The sequence below is a fragment of the Actinoplanes sp. TBRC 11911 genome (assembly GCF_012933445.1).
Classification (GTDB): Bacteria; Actinomycetota; Actinomycetes; order Mycobacteriales; family Micromonosporaceae; genus Actinoplanes.
In genome coordinates this window covers 73,508-90,117 of the sequence record NZ_JABBNC010000035.1, presented here as the reverse complement: position 1 = coordinate 90,117, position 16,610 = coordinate 73,508, and the positions used below count along the sequence as shown (strand labels likewise).

Annotated in this window: 21 protein-coding genes; 11 read left to right on the top strand and 10 right to left on the bottom strand. The window is 69.4% G+C overall.

The window, feature by feature from the left end; genetic code table 11:
• Window positions 1-32 precede the first annotated feature (32 nt).
• From HH310_RS34385 to HH310_RS34375, 3 genes are all read right to left on the bottom strand, one after another.
• A complete protein-coding gene (locus HH310_RS34385; protein ID WP_169179897.1) occupies window positions 33-446 on the bottom strand; it encodes a nitroreductase family deazaflavin-dependent oxidoreductase in 414 nt (137 codons plus the stop codon).
• Between the two features lie 245 nt (window positions 447-691).
• Entirely contained in the window at window positions 692-1,204 is a 513-nt protein-coding gene (locus tag HH310_RS34380; protein ID WP_169179896.1) for a GNAT family N-acetyltransferase, read from the bottom strand.
• Between the two features lie 30 nt (window positions 1,205-1,234).
• Window positions 1,235-2,140: a DMT family transporter gene (locus HH310_RS34375; protein ID WP_211192966.1), complete on the bottom strand. Its 906-nt coding sequence runs from the start codon at window positions 2,138-2,140 to the stop codon at window positions 1,235-1,237.
• 84 nt (window positions 2,141-2,224) lie between these two features.
• On the opposite strand from HH310_RS34375, the gene HH310_RS34370 reads away from it, so the two are divergent.
• A complete protein-coding gene (locus HH310_RS34370) occupies window positions 2,225-3,076 on the top strand; it encodes a LysR family transcriptional regulator (protein WP_169179895.1) in 852 nt (283 codons plus the stop codon).
• Window positions 3,077-3,193: 117 nt separating this feature from the next.
• Here the strand turns inward: HH310_RS34370 and HH310_RS34365 are convergent, their stop codons facing one another.
• A complete protein-coding gene (locus HH310_RS34365) occupies window positions 3,194-3,403 on the bottom strand; it encodes a hypothetical protein (RefSeq protein ID WP_169179894.1) in 210 nt (69 codons plus the stop codon).
• 60 nt (window positions 3,404-3,463) lie between these two features.
• On the opposite strand from HH310_RS34365, the gene HH310_RS34360 reads away from it, so the two are divergent.
• The 3 genes from HH310_RS34360 (at window position 3,464) to HH310_RS34350 (ending at window position 4,872) form a co-directional block, all read left to right on the top strand.
• Window positions 3,464-4,009, top strand: coding sequence for a carboxymuconolactone decarboxylase family protein (locus HH310_RS34360; protein ID WP_169179893.1), 546 nt, complete (start codon window positions 3,464-3,466; stop codon window positions 4,007-4,009).
• Between the two features lie 136 nt (window positions 4,010-4,145).
• Window positions 4,146-4,487, top strand: a complete 342-nt coding sequence (locus HH310_RS34355) for a VOC family protein (RefSeq protein WP_169179892.1) — start codon at window positions 4,146-4,148, stop codon at window positions 4,485-4,487.
• 1 nt (window position 4,488) lies between these two features.
• The gene (locus tag HH310_RS34350) at window positions 4,489-4,872 is read left to right on the top strand and encodes a nuclear transport factor 2 family protein (protein ID WP_169179891.1); all 384 of its coding nucleotides are present in this window, start codon (window positions 4,489-4,491) and stop codon (window positions 4,870-4,872) included.
• 2 nt (window positions 4,873-4,874) lie between these two features.
• Here the strand turns inward: HH310_RS34350 and HH310_RS34345 are convergent, their stop codons facing one another.
• Both HH310_RS34345 and HH310_RS34340 read right to left on the bottom strand, forming a co-directional pair.
• Window positions 4,875-5,531 (bottom strand): response regulator transcription factor, encoded by a 657-nt coding sequence (locus HH310_RS34345; protein ID WP_169179890.1) that lies wholly within the window; start codon window positions 5,529-5,531, stop codon window positions 4,875-4,877.
• Window positions 5,528-6,577, bottom strand: coding sequence for a HAMP domain-containing sensor histidine kinase (locus tag HH310_RS34340; protein WP_169179889.1), 1,050 nt, complete (start codon window positions 6,575-6,577; stop codon window positions 5,528-5,530). The genes HH310_RS34345 and HH310_RS34340 overlap by 4 nt, the downstream gene beginning before the upstream one ends.
• 86 nt (window positions 6,578-6,663) lie before the next feature.
• Here HH310_RS34340 and HH310_RS34335 point away from each other — a divergent pair, with 86 nt between their 5' ends.
• Genes HH310_RS34335 through HH310_RS34325 form a run of 3 tightly spaced genes read left to right on the top strand, consistent with a single transcriptional unit; the run spans window position 6,664 to window position 9,555 of the window.
• The gene (locus HH310_RS34335) at window positions 6,664-7,395 is read left to right on the top strand and encodes an ABC transporter ATP-binding protein (protein WP_169179888.1); all 732 of its coding nucleotides are present in this window, start codon (window positions 6,664-6,666) and stop codon (window positions 7,393-7,395) included.
• Window positions 7,382-8,854: an ABC transporter permease subunit gene (locus tag HH310_RS34330; RefSeq protein ID WP_169179887.1), complete on the top strand. Its 1,473-nt coding sequence runs from the start codon at window positions 7,382-7,384 to the stop codon at window positions 8,852-8,854. Before HH310_RS34335 ends, HH310_RS34330 begins: the two co-directional genes overlap by 14 nt.
• Window positions 8,851-9,555: an ABC transporter permease gene (locus HH310_RS34325; protein WP_169179886.1), complete on the top strand. Its 705-nt coding sequence runs from the start codon at window positions 8,851-8,853 to the stop codon at window positions 9,553-9,555. Before HH310_RS34330 ends, HH310_RS34325 begins: the two co-directional genes overlap by 4 nt.
• Window positions 9,556-9,666: 111 nt before the next feature.
• Here the strand turns inward: HH310_RS34325 and HH310_RS34320 are convergent, their stop codons facing one another.
• Complete coding sequence (locus HH310_RS34320; RefSeq protein ID WP_211192965.1) at window positions 9,667-10,503, bottom strand: SDR family NAD(P)-dependent oxidoreductase; 837 nt, start codon at window positions 10,501-10,503, stop codon at window positions 9,667-9,669.
• Between the two features lie 236 nt (window positions 10,504-10,739).
• Here HH310_RS34320 and HH310_RS34315 point away from each other — a divergent pair, with 236 nt between their 5' ends.
• Complete coding sequence (locus HH310_RS34315) at window positions 10,740-11,369, top strand: TetR/AcrR family transcriptional regulator (protein WP_169179885.1); 630 nt, start codon at window positions 10,740-10,742, stop codon at window positions 11,367-11,369.
• Window positions 11,370-11,462: 93 nt separating this feature from the next.
• Here the strand turns inward: HH310_RS34315 and HH310_RS34310 are convergent, their stop codons facing one another.
• Window positions 11,463-12,266 (bottom strand): class I SAM-dependent methyltransferase, encoded by an 804-nt coding sequence (locus HH310_RS34310; RefSeq protein ID WP_169179884.1) that lies wholly within the window; start codon window positions 12,264-12,266, stop codon window positions 11,463-11,465.
• Between the two features lie 164 nt (window positions 12,267-12,430).
• Here HH310_RS34310 and HH310_RS34305 point away from each other — a divergent pair, with 164 nt between their 5' ends.
• Window positions 12,431-12,985, top strand: a complete 555-nt coding sequence (locus HH310_RS34305; protein WP_169179883.1) for an isochorismatase family protein — start codon at window positions 12,431-12,433, stop codon at window positions 12,983-12,985.
• Window positions 12,986-13,036: 51 nt separating this feature from the next.
• On the opposite strand, the gene HH310_RS34300 is transcribed toward HH310_RS34305, so the two are convergent.
• Window positions 13,037-14,296, bottom strand: a complete 1,260-nt coding sequence (locus tag HH310_RS34300) for an alpha/beta fold hydrolase (protein WP_169179882.1) — start codon at window positions 14,294-14,296, stop codon at window positions 13,037-13,039.
• A 39-nt stretch (window positions 14,297-14,335) separates the two neighbouring features.
• Between HH310_RS34300 and HH310_RS34295 the strand changes: the two genes are divergently transcribed.
• On the top strand, window positions 14,336-14,806 hold the full coding sequence (locus tag HH310_RS34295) for an MmcQ/YjbR family DNA-binding protein (RefSeq protein ID WP_248294701.1): 471 nt from the start codon (window positions 14,336-14,338) through the stop codon (window positions 14,804-14,806).
• The gene (locus HH310_RS34290) at window positions 14,803-15,165 is read left to right on the top strand and encodes a nuclear transport factor 2 family protein (RefSeq protein WP_312034514.1); all 363 of its coding nucleotides are present in this window, start codon (window positions 14,803-14,805) and stop codon (window positions 15,163-15,165) included. The genes HH310_RS34295 and HH310_RS34290 overlap by 4 nt, the downstream gene beginning before the upstream one ends.
• On the opposite strand, the gene HH310_RS34285 is transcribed toward HH310_RS34290, so the two are convergent.
• Complete coding sequence (locus HH310_RS34285; RefSeq protein WP_169179881.1) at window positions 15,157-16,551, bottom strand: WD40 repeat domain-containing protein; 1,395 nt, start codon at window positions 16,549-16,551, stop codon at window positions 15,157-15,159. The two genes, HH310_RS34290 and HH310_RS34285, sit on opposite strands and share 9 nt — an antisense overlap.
• Window positions 16,552-16,610: the final 59 nt, after the last annotated feature.

Sequence of the window (16,610 nt, the reverse complement as noted above, 5' to 3'; positions counted from 1 at the left end):
CATAGTGACGGCGCCCACCAAATAACGATCGATTACTGACGGATCAAGGACACCACCGGGATGGGACGGCCGGCTCGCTGCTCGTGCTCCTCGAAGAACGGATACGTTGCCTTGATCCCGGACCACTCCTCGGCGTAGTCGTCGCCCGATAAGGGGACCGCCTTCGCCTCGAACTTCACGCCGGTCATCTCCACGGTCACGTCCGGGTCGGCCACGAGATTCAGATACCAGTGCGGGTCACGCTTCGCGCCGCTGTTCGAGGCGATCACGAACAGGCGGTCGCCGGAACGGGCGTACATCATCGGGGTGGTTCGTTCCTGGCCGGTGCGGCGGCCGGTCGTGGTCAGCAGCAGCAACGGGCGCCCGGCCATGGACCGGCCTTCGTCGGCCCGGAAGTCGGCGATGAGCTGGCGGTTGTGGGCGCGCATATCGTCGGGCATCGTCATGGGGCCATCTTCGCGCCGGAGCCGCCGCTTGTCCCGGCCGTCGCCGCATCATGCTGATAGATCCACCCCACCGTCTGGGACGACATCCCGGCCGGGCTGCTGGCCATCAGCTCATCCCGCCCACCTCACCCCACGCGGACGCCCGCTCGTACACCCGCACGTCGAAGCCCGCCGCCAAACCCGGCCATGCCCGCGCTCCGCAGCGAGAACGTCCCCCGCTCAGCGAACCTCCGCCGCGCCAGCCGCTATGCGTTGCGCACACCCGGGATCTCGGCGTTCGAGTAGTACGGCTTGCGGAACGGGAACACCTCGGTCACCCAATGCCGCAAACCTTCGTAAACCAAATCGTAAAACCCTTGCCCGTACGCCTCCGGAGTCACCCACCAGCTCACGTCCACGTCGAAGTCGAGCAGGTCCGCGGTCAGCGTGGTGCGCTTGCCCATCGGGTAGAGGTAGGCGCATCCGAGGTAGCGGCCGGCGTCGTCGTACACCACGTACGTGAACGAGCCGCCGTCGCGGAACTCCACCTCGTGCCAGACGACGTCGTCGAAGTTGTACTCCTCGGTGACCGGCCCGGTCGGCCACTTCCCGCCCCGGGTCCGCCGGATCAGGTCGAGGCTGGCGTTGATCCCGCGCACGTCGTCGGCCAGGAAGGCCCGGCGGATCGCGCGCGCCCGGATGCCGGCGTGGCTGAGCTCGGCCGGCGGCGCGAAGTCGTCCGGCAGGCGCAGCTTCTTGACGCATCGGTCATAGTCCATCCTCGCAGTGGACCACGCCGGCTCCAGGTTTTACCGCGCGCCCGCGACCGCCGGCTCCAGCTCGACGGTCCCGGTAAGCTCCGGCTCCGACTCCGGCACCGGCTCGGGGTGCCGCTGGCCGGTCCTGGTCGCACCGATCCCGGCGACCACGACCAGGGCCATTCCGGCGACGCCCGCCACGTCCGGGATCTGGTGCAGCACCAGCGCTCCGATGGTCAGCGCGAGGGCCGGTTCCACCGCCATCAGCGTCCCGAACGATGCCGTGTTCAACCGCCGCAACGAGAGCATCTCCGCCCCGTACGAGGTGATCATCAGCAGGCCCAGCACCGCGCCCAGCAGCAGGTCGCTGGGCTTCAACGCGGACACCACGCCGGGGATCACCGCGAACGTCGCCACCAGCCCCGCGACCGGCATCGACACGGCGAGCGCCCGGAACCCGGCGACGGCGTTGCCGACCCGCTCGGTGAGCAGGATGTACGCGGCCCAGCACGCGGCCGCGGCCAGCGCGAACCCGACGCCGGCGAGATCCGGCACCCCCCGCCACGGCGAGGTCAGCATCAGCACGCCCAGGCCGGCGAGCAGCGGGAACACGGCCGCGGAGCGTTTGCCGCGGGCGGCCGCGACGCCGAGCGGCCCGAGGAACTCGATCGCCGTGGCGGTGCCGAGGGGCAGCCGAGCGACCGCCGCCATGTACAGCATCGTCGTGCCTGCGGTCGCGATGCCGAGCACCACGGCGGCGATCAGGTTGCCGGTGCCGAAGCTGCGCAGCCGGGGCCGCACGAGCAACGGCAGGACCAGGCCCGCGGCCACGAGTCGCAGCCACGCGCTACCTTCGGCCCCTAGCCGATCCATCACTCCTACCGACGCGGCGATGGCGATCTGCACGGTCAGCATCGAGGCGATGGCCAGGGAGGTTCCGGTGCGCGTGACGTTCATGGGCACCAGTAGTACGTCGTGAGATTATTCGCGACCACGTGTGAATCATTTACAAACCGTTCACGGATCCCGAACAATAATCCGATGGAAACGCGCAGGCTGCGGATATTGGTGGAGCTCGCTCGATTGGGGTCGATGCGTGAGGTCGCCCAAGAGATGGGACTCACTACCTCGACCGTGTCGCAGCAGCTAGCGATCCTTGCCCGCGACGTCGGCGCCACGCTGATCGAGCCCGAGGGCAGGCGGGTCCGGCTCACTCCCGCGGGCCGCCGGCTGGCCGAGCACGGCATCATCATCCTCGCGGCGGTCGAGGCGGCCCAGCACGACCTCGACCCCGGCGCCGAGCCCGCCGGCCTGCTGCGCGTCGCCGGCTTCGCCACGGCCATCCGGCGATCGCTTCTTCCCGTTCAAGAGCTTTTGTCCGTACGCCACCGCGACGTCCGACTGGAGATCCTGGAACACGAGCCGGAGGAGGCGTACGCCCTGCTCGACAGCGACGACGTGGACCTGGCCCTCACCTACGACTACAACCTGGCCCCTGCCGCCTTCCCGAGCCGCTACGAGACGCGCCGCCTGTGGAGCGCCCCGTGGGACCTCGGCGTGCCGATCGGCATGTCCGCCGAAGAGGCGTGGCGGCAGGACTGGATCGTCAACTCGCGCGACGGCTCGGACGAGGAGGTGATCCGCACGCTGGCCGCCCTGCGCGGCGGCGAGCCCCGGATCATGCACCGCTGCGACAGCCTCGGCCTGCTCAGCGACCTGATCGTGGCCGGCATGGGCGTGGGCCTGCTCCCCGCCGACGTGGCCCCGCGCGCGGGCGTCGCGCTGGTGCCGCTGGCCGACCCCCGGGTGGACCTCCGGGCGTACGCGGTGATCAAACGAGGCCGGGGCACGTGGCCGCCGCTGGCCTTGGTGCTCGGAATGCTCCAGCCCTGAGCGCCGGGCGAGGTGTCGGCACTACGTCGGCGCATCCCAGCAGCCGGGGCGCGGGCACGCGGGCCGGGAGCGGGGCGAGCGGCCCCTTCCCGCGTCGGGCGTCACTCGACCAGGGCTCTAGTGCCCGTTCGGGCTGATTACCCGGAAGGTGGTGGTCTGCTCCAGCACGCGGGGTTCCTCCACCGCGCCGTCGCAGAGCAGCGCGACCGGCTGACGGGGCAGCCCCGAGATCTTGTCCGGTAACCAGCCCACGACCAGCCAGACCCGGTCGTCGGCCCGGGTAGCCCCGGGCTCACGCAGATAGAGCGGGAAGTTCTGCGGGATCACGACATCGACGCTACGCGCGCCGCCGCCCGCCCGTGGCCCGATTCCCACTATCCTGAGCCGGTGACGCACATCGATCTCGGCGTGGACGAGGAGCGGCTCCCCGGCATCCAGGGCCTGCTCGCCTACCGCCCGGAAACAGCGAAGCCACTCATGGACTTGGCCGAGGTCCTGCTGCGCAGCCCGAACTCACTCCCCCGAGGCGAACGCGAACTGATCGCCGCCTACGTCTCGTCCCGAAACGAGAACACGTACTGCCGCGAATCCCACTCAGCCTTCGCCGCCGCACAGCTACCGTCCGGCCGCCAACTGGTGGACGAGGTCCGCCAGGACCCCGAGACCGCCGCGATCTCGCAGAAGTTGCGCACCCTGCTGCACATAGCCGAGGCCGTACGCCGAGACGGCCGCACAGTCACCGACAAGCTGGTGGAGGCCGCGAGGTCGGAAGGCGCAACAGACCGCGAAATCCACGACACCGTCCTGATAGCCGCCGCGTTCAGCATGTTCAACCGCTACGTCGACGGCTTGGCCACCGCGTCCCCGTCAGACCCCGAGGCCTACCAGCGCGCCGTCCCCCGAAGCGTCAACTCGGGCTACACGGCCCGCTGACGTCGCCGCCACCGCGACCCGCCTCGACACCGCAGCGTGACCCACCTCCGCAACGCGCGTCGCCACCCCACCGCCCTCGGCCCAGTCGCTGCTCAGGAGCCCTCCTTTCGGCCCGGCCGTCTCGTATGGTGGGGCGATGGCCCTCGACTTCTTCGGCGGGATCTCGGTCTCGGACTATCCCGCGGCCCTCGACTGGTACGAGAGGCTGTTCGGCACCCCACCCGCTTTCGTCGCGCACGACACCGAATCCGTGTGGGAGCTGGCCGAGCACCGCTACGTCGCGGTCAATCTCCGGCCGTCGCACGCGGGCCACGCCGTACACACGATCTTCGTGGACGACCTCGACGAGCGGGTCGCCGCCGTGTCCAAGCGCGGAATCGAGCCGGCCAACCGCGAGACCTACGGAAACGGCGTACGAAAAGTCACCTTCACGGATCCGGACGGCAACGAGTTCGGCTTCGGCGGCGGACCGGTTTGACGTGGACGCCACCGAACAGACGCGGCGCACCGCCCACGCATACGGAGAACTGCTGGACATGCGTGACTGGCCGGCCTGGGGCGCGTTGCTCAGCGACGACGTGGTCTACGAACTGCCCCAGACCCGCGAACGAATCCGCGGCAAGCAAGCCCTGATCCAGTTCAATGTGGAATACCCGGGCGACTGGCAACTGACCGTGCGCCGTGTGGTGGCCGACAGCCGCGAAGCCGCCCTGTGGGTGACGTTCGACGTCGGCGACGACAGCCACGACGCCCTCGTCTGGCTCGAGCTGACCGGCGACGGCCTGATCTCGAAGATCACCGACTTCTGGCCCGAGCCCTACGACGCCCCCGCGGGCCGCGAGCACCTGACCGACCGCTCCTAGCGCTAAACGATGCGATAGCCGACTCCCGCCATGGTGGCGATGACCTGTGGCTCGCCCAGTTTGCGGCGGAGGCGACCGATCGTCACGGTCACCGTGTTGGTGAATGGATCGGCGTTCTCGTCCCATACCTGCTCCAAGAGATCCTCGGCGCTGAGGAAGGCCGGCGTGGCCCGCAACAGCGCTTCCAACAACGCGAACTCCTTGACCGACAACGACAGCGGCACCCCGGCCCGGGTGGCCGTACGGGTGATCGGATCGAGCTCGATGCCCGCCGCGCGCAGCGTGCGGGCGCGGGCCGCGGGCCGCCGCCGCCCCAGCGCGCGGACCCGCAGCACCAGCTCGGGAAAGTGAAACGGCTTCGCCAGGTAGTCGTCGGCGCCCAGCGTCAGACCGCTCACCCGGTCGTCGGCGCTGCCGGCGGCAGTCAGCATCAGCACCATGGCCCGCGCCTCCCGCGCCGTGATCACCTGGCAGAGGGCGTCCCCGTGCATGCCCGGCAGATCACGGTCGAGGACCACCACGTCGTACGTGTTCCGGTCGACCTTGCCCGCCGCGTCGATCCCGTCATAGGCGACATCCACCGCCATCCCCTGGTCGCGCAGCCCCTCGGCCACCACGTCGGCGAGCTCGCGCGCGTCCTCCACGACCAGGATCCTCATCGGCGTGGCAGGGTGATCGTGACCTGCAGCCCGCCCGCCGGGCGAGCCTGCAGATCGAGGGCGCCGCCATGGGCCGACACGATCGCCGCGACGATGGCGAGCCCCAGCCCGGTGCTGGTGCCGGTGCGCTCGGCGCCGATCCGCTGGAACGGCTTGCCGAGCTGCTTGACCTGCGCCGGATCGAGCATCTCGCCGTCCGAGCTCACGACGAGCCGGGCCTGGGTGTCCGACGCGTCCGCATAGATGGTGATCTTCCCGCCGGGCGGGCAGTGCAGGACGGCGTTGTCCACCACGTTGGCGACCATCCGCGCGAGCAGCACGGGATTGCCCTCGGCCAGCGCCTCTCCGGTGATCGGAACGTCGTCGTCCCACGCGAGCAGCGCCTGCTCGGCAAGATCTCGCAACGACACCACCGCGCGCGAATCGAGCGCACCGTGCTGCGCCCGAGCCAATATGAGGAACCCGTCGATGAGCCCGTCCACCTGGTCCAGCGACCGGCGCAACCGGGATGCCAGCGCCGGCGGCACCGATTCCGGTTTCGCCTCGGCCACATCCAGCGAGGCTCGCATGGTCGCCAACGGCGTCCGCAGCTCGTGCGACACGTCCGCGACAAACCGCCGTTGCGCCACGAACGACTGCTCGAGCCGGCCCAACAGGTCGTCGATCGTGTCGGCGAGCGCCTTCACCTCGTCCGCCGGCCCGCGCACCGCCAGCCGCTCGTGCAGGTTGTCCGCCGAGATCCGCCGCGTCGCCGCGGTGATCGTGCGCAGCGGCCGCACCACCCGCCAGGCCGCCGCGTGCCCGAGGACGATCGCGAGCAGCAGCATGACGAACAGCGCGACGAGAGCCCCATATATAAGGCTCCGGTTGCGTTCCCGGTCCGCCTCGGCCAGCACGCGTGCGATGTCGACGGACGGCGTCTGCCCCTGCCGCGGCGCGGTGACCGCGCTGCGCGCCCCGAAAGCGGCGACGATGGACAGCAGCACCGCTCCCGAGAAGAGGAACAGCCCTCCGTACAGCAAGGTGAAGCGGGTCCGAACGTTCATGCGCCAACCTTGCCAGCCGGCACCTAACAGAGAAATGACAAGACCTGTCACGCCGCTGTTAGGCCCGGCGCCGTACAACATTCGGCATGCGAGCCAACACCATCGAAGTCAGCAGGTTGTGCAAGCGTTACGGTCCCGCGGTCGCGCTGGACGACATGACCTTCACCGTGCGGCCGGGGCACGTCACCGGCTTCGTCGGCCCGAACGGCGCCGGCAAGTCCACCACGATGCGCGTCATCCTCGGCCTGGACCGCGCGGATGCCGGCACCGCCCTGGTCGGCGGCCGTCGTTATGCCGAGCTCACCCGGCCGCTCACCCACGTGGGCGCGCTCATCGACCCGGGCGCTCTGGCCCCGACCCGCTCCGGCCGCAACCATCTACTGTGGCTGGCCCACTCGCAACGGCTGCCGGCCCGCCGGGTCGACGAGGTGCTCGACCTGGTCGGCCTGGCGAAGGCGGCCCGCCGCCACGCGGGCGGATATTCGCTGGGCATGAAACAACGTCTGGGCGTGGCCGCGGCGCTTCTCGGCGACCCACCGATCCTCATCCTCGACGAGCCGTTCAACGGCCTGGATCCCGAGGGCATCGTCTGGATGCGGGAACTGCTGCGCGATCTCGCCGCCCAGCAGCGCTCGGTGCTGATCGCCAGCCATCTCATGTCCGAGCTGCAGGATCTTGCCGGTCATCTGGTGATGGTCGGGCGCGGCCACGTGGTCGCCGACGAACCGGTCGCCGCACTGACCGGGCGCCACGGCAGCCTCGAGGCCGCCTACCTCGCGCTCACCCGTACGGAGGTCGAGTTCCGTGCTGCGCGCTGAGTGGACCAAACTCCGCACCCTGCCGGGCTCGATGATCGCCTTGCTTGTCGCGATCACCCTCACCGTGGCGTTCGGCCTGCTCACCGCCGCCGGCACCCACACGTCCTGCCTGGGCGGCCCCTGCCCCGATCCCCCGGTCGGTCCGGACGGCCAGGTGGTCACCGACTCGTTCTCGTTCGCTCATCGCCCGCTCGACGGCGACGGCACGCTTACGGCCCGGGTCACCTCGATGACCGGGATCATCACGTATCCCCCGCCGCACAATGACGAGATCGTCAACGAGATGGTGCCCTGGGCCAAGGCCGGCCTCATGATCAAGGACGGCACAAAGCCCGGTTCCCCGTACGCCTCGGTGCTGCTCACCGCCGCGCACGGCGTCCGGATGCAGCACAACTTCACGGGCGACGCCGCCGGACCGCCGGGCGCCCGGTGGCTCCGCCTCGACCGCAAGGGCGAGACCATCACCGGGTATGCCTCGGCGGACGGCACCTCCTGGACGAAGATCAGCGCCGTACGCCTCGACGGCCTCCCCCGGCAGGTGCAGATCGGCCTGTTCGTCGCCTCCCCGAGTAACGTCACGGCGGAGGCGAACGGCCGCGGCGGACGCGTCGTCAAGGCCCGATTCACCCAGGCCACCGCCGTATTCGACGAGGTCGGCCCGGGCGGCGGCTGGACGTACGACGGCGTCGGCCGGACCGGTGACGGCACCGACTGGGAGAAATTCCATCAGCCGCCCGGGATGCGCGAATCCGGCGGGTCGCTCACGATCAGCGGCAGCGGAGACATCGCGCCGGCCGGTCGCGAGGCCGGGCCGCCTCTCGAACAGACCGTCGCGGGCCTGTTCGCCGCGCTGTTCGTCGTCATCGTGGTCGCGGCGATGTTCATCACCGCCGAGTACCGCCGCGGCCTCATCCGCACCACACTGATCGCCACCCCTCGACGCCATCGCACGGTCGTCGCCAAGGCGGGGGTGATGTTCGCCGCGACGTTCGTCACCGGACTGATCGCGGCTCTGCTGACGCTGCCGGTGTCACTGCGTCTGCTCCGGGCGGGCGGCACGTTCATCGCCCCGGTCGGCTTCGGCGTCGGGCTCCGCATCGTCGTCGGGTGCGGCTTGGTGCTTTCGCTCGCGGCCCTCCTCGCGTACGGGATGGGGGTCGTCCTCCGCCGTGGCATCGCCGCCATGGCCTGCGCGGTCCTGCTGGTCGTCGTGCCGCACATGCTGGCCACCACATCGGTGGTGCCGGACGAGGCGGCCCGCTGGTTGCTGCGGGTGACACCGGCCGCCGGTTTCGCGATTTTGCAGAGCATTCCCGCGTACGCCCAGGTGCAGTATCCGTACGCACCGGCCGACGGCTACTTCCCGCTCGCGCCGTGGGCCGGCCTGGGCGTGACGGCTTTGTGGGCGACCGCGTTCGTGGCTCTGGGCGTGGTCCGCATCCGGCGAGGTGACGCATGAGGGCCGAGCTCACGAAGTTGCGCACCCGGCGTGGCCCGCTCCTGCTGTTGATCCTGCTGGTCGCGGTGACGGCAGCGGGCTCGGCGATGGCCGTAGTGGACGGTCCAGACCCGGTGCACGCAAGCCTCCAGGGCGTGCTCATCGGCCAGGCCGTGGCCGCGCTGGCCGGCGTGCAACTGCTCGCCGGCGAGTACTCGACCGGCCTCATCCAGACCACATGGCTGGCGGTGCCCCGCCGCCTGCCCGTGCTTTTCGCGAAGAGCGCTTGGCTGCTGCTCGGCGTCTCCGGGGCGGCACTGCTGGCGGTGGGCGCATCGGTGCTCGCGGGTCGCCTGATCTCCTCGTCCTACCCGGCACTGACATCGACAACCGTGCTGCGCGCCGCGGCCGGCTCAGTGCTCTACCTTTCCCTGACAGCGCTGTTCGGCCTGGGCGTCGGCGCCCTCCTGCGAAACGCGCCTTTCGCCGCCGGCGCCACTCTGAGCGCCCTCTACGTCATCCCCGCCATCATCCCTTTCTTCCCGGACCGCGACTGGCAGGAGGCCCTCTACCGGATAGGCCCCTCGACGGCCGGCCTCTCCATCCAGACCACGGCCGATCCCGCGAGCCTGCCGATCGGCCCCTGGGCGGGCCTCGCCGTCACCGCCGCCTGGGCCCTCGGCACCCTGGCGTCAGGCGGGTGGTTGTTGCGTCGTCGCTGAGCCAACCCACCGCGACGGCGTCGCGCCGCGGGGACATAAGCGCATCGCCCGGGCGGCTCGGATGGCGTCTGAGGCTCAGCCGTCGGACGAGGTCTGACGGGCGGTCACCGATCAGCGCTGAATGGGAGGTACGCCGAGAACGGTGCCTCCGCTGGCGTCCAGCACCTGACCGGTGATCCAGCGCCCTTCATCGGAAGCCAGGAACACGATCACGTTCGCCACGTCAATGGGCTCCCCGACATCCTGAAGGGCGTTGATGGTTTTCATCCACGCCGCGATCTCGGGAACCGCCAGAAACGGTGCGGCCATGGGGGCGTTGATGAATCCTGGGGCGACGGAGTTCACGGTGATTTTGCGACCACCCAGCTCCCATGCGAGGGTGCGAGTCGCAAGGTTGGTACCGGCTTTGAGTGTCGAGTACAGAAGGTCCGACGGAATCGCCACATAGGTGGCGGCGGTGGAGACATTGATGATGCGACCACCGTTCGGCATCCGGCGCAGAGCCTCTTGGATGATCAACAGCGGCGCCCTGAGGTTGATCGCGAAGAGTTGGTCGTAAAGTTTCTCTTCGGCTCCCGCGAGGCCGTCAAAGCCAGGACCGCGCAAGCCGGCATTGTTGACCACGATGTCGACCGTTTGCGAATGCAGGTCGAAGTCGGCCCACAACTTCTTGGCACCTCCAGGCTCAGAGAAGTCCGCGCACACGAGGAAGCCGGAACCGCCTTCCGCTTCAACGGCCGCCAGTGTCTCTTCGGCACCTTGTTTGCCGTTCCGATAGTGCACGGCGACGCGGGCGCCCTCGCGGGCCAGTTTGAGTGCTGTGCTCCGACCGATACCCGCCGTACTAGCCCCTGTCACCAGGGCGACCTTGCCCGCCAGTCCCGACATTTCAAACTCCTTTTCGGTGATCCGATAGACGATTAGAGCAGGAGTTATCGCGAGATCCATCCTCTTTTGAAAACGGGACGGACCCCGAGGTTCCTCTTTCCCGGGTTTCTTCTCGTAGTGCCACACCGCAGTTACTCGGAGGCCTTGGCGAATATCGCCGCCTGCGGCCTCCTTGCGCTGTTTATCAGGGCAATCTTTGTCGGCAGAATCCTGCTTCGCTTTCCCACTTGGAGTGGATGCACCGAGTATGCCGGGCGATTTTTGGAGTGGCAACTCTAAACGAGGTACGGTGGCGCATGACCGCGAGTGAGGATAAGCGTCGATTGACGGCGAAAGGACAGGCCACGCGTCTCCGCATAGTCGATGCGGCCTCCGGGCTCATGCTGGAACACGGCGTGACACGCACAACTCTCGAAGACATTCAACGCGCTGCGGCGGTCAGCCCCTCGCAGCTCTATCACTACTTCCGCGACAAGGATGAGCTCGTCCTGGCGGTGGTCGACCGGCTGACCGAAATCGTCCTCGACGTTCAACATATGGGTCTCGACCGGATGGACAGTCTGGCGGCGCTCCGCAGATGGCGTGATCTTGTGGTCGACCTGACTCGTCAGGCCGAGTGCGTCGGCGGCTGCCCGTTGGGCTCGCTCGCGAGCAACCTCGCCGAGCCCAATCCGATTGCTCGCGCCCGGCTCGCCCAGTCGTTCGCGCAATGGGAGAAGCTGCTCGTTGCCGGCCTGGCCGCCATGCAGGCCACCGGCGAGCTCCGGGCGGACGCCGATCCCGAGGAGCTGGGGCTCGCTCTGCTCGCCGCTGCCCAGGGCGGCCTGTTGCTCAGTCAGGTCCGCCGAGACACCAAGGCACTCGAAACCGCGCTCGACACCGCCATCAACTACATCGAGACGCAGACGACCCCGGCCGGATCATGACTCAGTCGCGGGCAGCACGCTACGGCGCCGACGAGCTCATCGCTACCGCCCTGATCGTCGATCGGCACCGAAACCTGACCCGCCGGATGCGCCTCAGCCGCGAAGCGGTGTCGCGACGGAAAGGACATGACTATCGCCGAGCAGGGATGGTTCGTCTTCCACGGTGCGCAGCATCTCCAGCATGACAGCGGTCTCTTGCGGGTCGGCCAGGATTTCGTCCAGGCGAGAGCCGATGATCCGCAGCGGACCTTCCACGGTGATCCGCCGGCGCACCATCAGACCGGCCTCCGCGGGTTCACTCAGCAACTCGTCCGGATGATGCAGGTACGCGGTCGTGAACCAGGCCGGCTCACCGTCGACGTTTCGATAGGTGCCGTCCGACAATGTCTGCTCCACCAGCCGGCGATACCGCAGGTCCCGGAAGAAACCCCGGGTCAAGCCGTCGAACAGCGGGAAGAACCGGCTGATCGTCGCGGCCACGATCACACCCTCGGGCCGTACGACTCGAGCGGCCTCGCGCCAGACCACGATCCGTTCGGCCCGGTCCAGCACGTGATACAGCGGGCCGAACAACAGCACCGCGTCGGCGGTGTCGTCGGCCGCCGGCAGCGCACGGCCATCCCCGACGACGGCCGCCACTCCGTCCAGAGCGGACGCCTCGGCAACATACTCGGGCACCGGATCGATAACGCACACGCGATAGCCGGCCCGTGCGAGCGGGCCCGCATAGACACCGGTGGCACCGCCGACATCCAGCACCGTCGCGGGTGGTGCGGGCAGCACCCGGGTCAGGACGTCCCAGGTGCGGAGGAACTCCAGCCGACCCCGGCTGGAGACGGTGAGACGATTTCGTTCGCCACCGCGCTGGTAGTAGTTCATGATCTCGGGCCTGAGCATGGGAATCATGCTTGCAGCGGATCCGGTCGTCCGGCCGTATGACGAAGGCCACCGCGACGGCAACGTGGCCGTGTTCACGGGGCACCGGCATGAATCTCTGGCCCGGTTGTCAGGGGGTCGGTCTATGTTCGTGGGGTCGGATCCACCTCAGCCGAGGAGTAGCCATGACGACGCTCGACAACCGCCCCCACAGCGCGCTGCTGGTGATCGACGTGCAGAACGGTGTGGTGCAGGGGGCCTACGAACGCGACAAGGTGGTGGCCACGATCGCCGGGCTCGTGGAGCGGGCGCGGGGCGCGGGTGTCGAGGTCGTCTGGGTGCAGCACAACTCCGACGAGTTACCGACGGACAGCGAGGCCTGGCGGTACGTTCCGGAGCTGGAGCGCGGCGAACGTGAGGCGCTGGTGCAGAAGTATTACGGCGATTCGTTCGAGGGCACCGATCTCGAGCAGGTGCTGGCCGAGCGGGGCGTCGGCCGGGTGTTCGTCTCGGGCGCTCAGACCGACGCGTGCATCCGGTCGACGCTGCACGGTGCGATGGCCCGCGGCTACGACACGGTCCTCGTCTCGGACGCGCACACCACCGAGGATCTGACCGCCTACGGCGCGCCGACCCCGGACAAGGTCATCTCCCACACGAACCTGTACTGGCGGTTCAGCGACGCCCCAGGCCGTGTCGCAGCGGTGGTCACCGCCGCCGACGCCGATTTCACCACCTGAAGACCGGGGGCCGGGAGGCCGGGGGACTCTCCACCCCCGGCCGACCGACGATCAGCGCAAGCCGGCCGCCATGTCCATCAAGTGGCTCAGGATCTCGTCGCCGGACGTGCGCAGGCCGTCGTGTTCGTGCTCGTTCGTCACCCAGGTGCGGACGTTGCCCACCGCGGCGGCCGTGTCCAGTGACAGGCCCGCGTCCACGTACATGTCGTCGGCGTAGACGGCCGCGCACACCGGGATCTCGTTGGCGGCCAGGCGGTCCAGGTCGTAGAGCGGCGGCCAGTCGTCGGTGCGGGCCAGGATGTCCGCGGCGCCGGCGAAGGGCTTCAGGGCGGTGATGTCGGTGAACATCCAGGGGTACATCATCTCGCCGGTGAACAGCAGCGGGTCGGCGTCCTCGGCGAACTCGGGGCGCGATTTCAGAGCGCGGGCCGCGGCCCAGTCCGTCGCGACTTTACCGAGGCCGTAGCAGTATTCCTGCAACGCGAACAGTGGCTGGTCCACGAAACCGGTCAGGCGCATCACCTCGTGGCGGAAGGTGTCGGAGAGCTCGTCGCCGTTCCACGCCTCGTCGAGGAGCCAGTGCAGCTGCGCGTACCCGTAGCTCATGCCGAAACCGTTGCCCAGCACGCGCAACCGGGCCACGGTGAGGCGGTCGCCGTCGGGGAGGCGTACATCCGTGGTGGTCAAATGGTCGGCGATGCGGCGGACGGCTGCGCGATCGGCGGGGAAGGCGCGGTAATACTCGGCGTTCTTCGCGGCCACGCGCGGATACGTACGGGCGTAGACCTCGTCGGCCGTGGCGGTCAGGCCGGGCAGGCCGCCGGTGATGTAGCAGGTGCGCAGCGCGTGCGGGGCCGCCGAAAGGTAGGCGAGCGTGACGAAACCGCCGTAGCTCTGGCCCAGCGTGTCCCAGCGCGCGCCACCGGCGACCTTCTCCCGGAGGATCTCGGCGTCGGCGACGATGCTGTCCGCGCGGAACAGCTTGGTGCGGTCGGCGAGATCCTCCGCGGACATGCCGGCGACCGTGCGCGCGGTCAGCGGCGTGCTGCGGCCGGTGCCGCGCTGGTCGAGCAGTAATAATCGATGCGTCTGCACCGCCCGGCCGATCCAGCTCTCGGCGCGCAGCGGCCGGGGTGACTTGCCGCCCGGACCGCCCTGCAGGAACAGCAGCCAGGGCAGGTCCTCGCCGGTGCGGTCGGCGGCGACCACCTCCCGGGCGAAGACCTCGATCGTGCCGGCGCCGGGCCGTCCATGATCGAGCGGAACGTTGACGACGTGGTCCGTGAAGCGAAGTCCCGGGTGAGCGATCATGAGCACACCCTAAGGCCCGTTCACGTTATTCTGCGAGGCATGGACGGGGACGGCGAACGCGCGGCCCGCATCGACGACGTGCACGAGCTCGCGATGGCGATGCCGCACGTGAGCGTGGTGGACGGCTCGTCGGACAACCCGGTCTATCAGGTGGGCCGCAAGTCGTTCATCTTCTTCCGCAATCCGCGGCCGGATGCCGTCGACCCGGACACCGGCGAGCGCTACCCGGACGTGATCGTCTTCTGGGTCGAGTCGGAGGCGGACAAGCTGGCGCTGGTCCAGGACACCTCGACGCCGTTCTTCACCACCCCGCATTTCGACGGGCATCTGTCGGTGCTGCTGCGGGCCAGCCGCATCGGCGAGATCTCCCGGCAGGAGCTGGCCGAGATCGTTCAGGACGCCTGGCTGTCGCGCGCCTCGCCGCGACGGGCGCAGGCGTGGCGTACCAACGTCGACAAACAGGCGTGGCATACCAACGCTGACAACGCTGACAAAGGAGTGAGCCGGTGACCGGGCCCGCGAACCATCAGCTTCTGGCCAACATGTACGCCGCCTTCAACCGCCGCGACGTCAACGCGGTGCTCGCCGCCATGACCCCGGACGTGGTCTGGCCCAACGGCTGGGAGGGCGGGACGGTCCTCGGGCACGACCAGGTCCGCGAATACTGGCGCCACCAGTGGCATGAGATCAACTCAACCGTCGTGCCGACGGCGTACGCGGATCGCAGTGATGGACGTACGGCCGTGACGGTGCACCAGGTCGTACGGGACAAGCAGGGTGGCGTGATCACGGACCAGCAGGTGGTGCACATCTACCGGTTCGTGCACGGGCTGGTGTCGGACATGGAGATCACGCAGGTGTCAGGGTGACAGGGCGCCGTCCTCGCCGAGCGCGAGGATGACCAGCTCACCCCGGTTGTCGGTGGCGGTCAGACGGTAGTCGCCGAGCCGGTTCAGCGCGGCGATCCCGGCCCCGAACTCGCCCACCAGCCGCGGACCGCTGGGCGGGCCCGACCAGTCGACGGTCCACGCGTAGAGGCGGAAGTCGTACGAGGCGGCGACCACCACCGGCACCGACGGCGAACCCAGCACCGCGACGGTCTTCACCGGTTCCGGTGCGTGCAGCGTGACCGCGTGGTCGGCGGTCAGCCCCTCGGCGGCGAGCACCAGCAGGCGGATCGCCCGGTGCGCGGCCGACACCACGACCCGGTCGGCGAGCGCGGACACCGCACCGATCCGGGCGTCGTGCTCCCACAGCACCCGCCGGTCGTCGCCGGTCCCGGCGGTCACCACCCGCCCGTTCGCGGCGAGGACGCCACCGCGGAACGGGACCGACAACGGGTCCGAGGACGGCGCCGGGGCGTCCGCGGGAGCCCCGATCGTTCCGCCGGCCAGCAGATCCAGCAGGTGCGGCCGGCCCGCGAAGGTCGCCGACGCCACCACCGTGCCGCCGACGGCCAGCGAACGGGGCCACACCAGCGCATGGCTGCGGCGCCACAACGGGCGGTTCATCGACAGCGCCATCAGCGATCCGTCGTAGCCGCCCGCGATTAAGTGCCGGCCGTCCGGCGCCCACGTCAGCCCGCGCAGCGGCACGTCGCCGGGGTGGATGCGGCGCATCGGCGTCAGGTCCGGCCGGAACATCTCGATCGAGCCGTCCTCCCCCGCCACCGCCAGGACGTCCCCGCCCGGCGACCACGCGCATGCCTCCGCTACCGCGACGGGACGCCGGGCCAGGGGAGCCGCGTCACGCCACAGATCCCGTACGCTGACCAGCCCGTCCACACCCGCAGTCGCGACCAGGCCGGATGGGGACACGTCGAGGCGTACGCAATCGGGAATCTCGCCCAGAAAGGCCTCGTCGAACGGGTTCCACACGGCGAGCCGGCCGCCGCCGATGAGGCAGAGCAGATGCTGGCCGTCCGGCGTCCAGGCGACGGTGGTGATCGCGCCGGGATGGCCGGGCAGCGCCTTCATCAGCGACGGCGGCCGGTCGTCGACCACCCGCCACACCGACACCGTGCCGTCGGCGGTGCCGGTCGCCAGCACGTCGGCGGCCCCCGGATTCCACGACACCGAGGTGATCGGCGCGGAATGCGGCAGCGTCGTGTGTATCACCGGGCGCCTCGGGTCGGCGGTTTCCCAGATCCGCACCGTGTGATCGGTCGACCCGCTCGCGAGGCGCGCTCCGTCGGCACGGAAGGCCACACAGCTGACCGGCGCGCCCTGGACCGGCGCACTTGAACCCACCGTCACCTCGACCATGCTGGTCAGCCGCTCAACCCGAGTCAATACGGCCACGGGTGGGTCAGAAC